Here is a 2,017-nt window from a genome sequence, read left to right on the forward strand (position 1 = left end):
GTCGAGAATTGCGGACCTTCGATGCAGACATAGGTGCCGCCGCGCGCAAACGGAATGCCTTCGGCTTCCGCGGCCGCCGCCAGATGCAACCGCAGCCGCGGCGAGACCGGGTGCGCCATCGAGACATGCGCGACGCAGCCCTTACCGAAAAACGAACTCTCGCGCCGATAGGTGCGGTCGACAAACTGATCGATCAGGACGAACGTCCCCGGCGGCAGTTCCTGCTTGAAGGAACCGCAGGCCGAGAGTGAGATCAGGTCGGTGACGCCGGCGCGCTTGAGCACATCGATATTGGCCCGATAGTTGATGTCGGACGGCGACAGCCGATGGCCCTTGTCATGCCGGGGCAGGAACACGATCGGCAGGCCGGCAATGCAGCCGTGGCGCAACGGTGCCGACGGCGCCCCCCACGGACTTGCAGCGATTTCGTCGCGGGCATTTTCAAGTCCCGGCAGATCGTAAATGCCTGAGCCTCCGATAATGCCAAGTACGGCGTCTGTCATGAATCCTCCGCGTGGTCGGCACACCTGGTCCTATAAAGGCGACTGGTGCGGCGAATGTGAAGTTCCTATCAGTTTCGCCGTGAGTTCGTCACAGGAACTTCAAATTCAAGAGCCGCACTAGAAACAATAGTTTGCCAGAGCTCCTTTGATTCCGAAGTTCGCATCAGAGGCCGCCGCGATATCATGCGAACTTCGGAATCGGAGCTCTGTGTCGCAAGATCATATTCAACTATTGTTCTTTGGCTGCAACAGCTTCGCAAGGAAGAGATGATGTCCAACATGTGCGAGCAGACCAAGCGTCAGTCGATCATCGACGCCTGCCGGGAGATGAACCGCCTCGGCATCAACCAGGGCACGTCGGGCAATATCAGCCTGCGGCATGACGGCGGCATGCTGATCACGCCCACGTCGGTGCCCTACGATGCCATGCGGGTGGAGCAGATCGTGTTCATGGAGCTGGACAGCGCTCCCGAAGCAGGGCAACGCCCGTCGAGCGAATGGCGCTTTCACCGCGACATTCTGAAAGCACGCCCCGAGGTGAACGCGGTGGTCCATGCGCATCCGCCCTTTGCCACCATCCTTGCCATCATGGGGCGCGAGATTCCGCCCTTGCATTACATGATCGCCTGCGCCGGCGGCGAGACGATCCGCTGCGCGCCCTATGCGACCTTCGGGACGGCAGAACTCTCGCATCACGCAGTGGCGGCGCTGGAAAGTCGCTCGGCCTGCCTGCTCGCTCATCATGGGATGATCGCTGTCGGCGCTTCGCTTGCCAAAGCCATGTGGCTGGCGGTCGAGGTCGAGACGCTGGCGCGGCAGTATCACGGCTGCCTGCAAATCGGCACGCCGCCCTTGCTCTCGAAAGCCGAGATCGAGAACGTCCGCTCGCGGATGGCCGGTTACGGCGTCGGCGGCGGCGACAGCTGAAGAGATGCGATTCGGCGTTATCGAAGTTGGGACGCCTGCGCCAAAAGGCCGCTGCCCGAACTCAATCGCCGGTTGAAAAATATTCCATTCAAAATCAAAGACTTGGCGCTCCGCTCGAATTTTCAATACAATCGTCTGCGGTCCAATTATCGGCGTCTGTGGTTTTCCCGTAACAGACGCGAATGCTCCGCGGTTGTATCCTTTCGTCCAATATTTTTTATTTGATTGGGAGTATTGCAATGAAGCGTTTGCTGATTGGAATTTCCGCTGCGGCCTCGCTGTTCGCAACGAGCGCGCTGGCCGCCGACCTCGCCGCCAAGGCGCCGGTCTACACGAAGGCTCCCGTTCTTGAGCCGGTGTTCAATTGGACCGGCTTCTATATCGGCGGCAATCTCGGCTACAGCTGGGGCAATGCCGATAATTCCACGACCATTGACCGATTTACGACCGGCCTGCCGCTGCCGGCTCCGCTGATCGGAACCAACGGCGCCAGCAACAACGCCGACGGCTTCATCGGCGGCGCCCAGGCCGGCTACAACTGGCAGGTCACCAACTGGCTGGTCGGTCTTGAGGCGGATATTCAGGGC

1 protein-coding gene and 2 pseudogenes are annotated in these 2,017 nt (G+C 60.2%); 2 read left to right on the plus strand and 1 reads right to left on the minus strand.

Annotation, left to right across the window (positions count from 1 at the left end):
- Positions 1–503 (minus strand): annotated as a pseudogene (locus NEZ08_RS14075) (S-methyl-5'-thioadenosine phosphorylase); the annotation flags it as partial.
- A 270-nt stretch (positions 504–773) separates the two neighbouring features.
- Here NEZ08_RS14075 and NEZ08_RS14080 point away from each other — a divergent pair.
- Both NEZ08_RS14080 and NEZ08_RS14085 read left to right on the plus strand, forming a co-directional pair.
- Positions 774–1,430: a class II aldolase/adducin family protein gene (locus NEZ08_RS14080; protein WP_298107737.1), complete on the plus strand. Its 657-nt coding sequence runs from the start codon at positions 774–776 to the stop codon at positions 1,428–1,430.
- Between the two features lie 239 nt (positions 1,431–1,669).
- Positions 1,670–2,017, plus strand: a pseudogene (locus tag NEZ08_RS14085) (autotransporter domain-containing protein); the annotation flags it as partial.

It is taken from the genome of Bradyrhizobium sp. (assembly GCF_027451485.1).
In the GTDB taxonomy this organism is placed as follows: Bacteria; Pseudomonadota; Alphaproteobacteria; order Rhizobiales; family Xanthobacteraceae; genus Bradyrhizobium.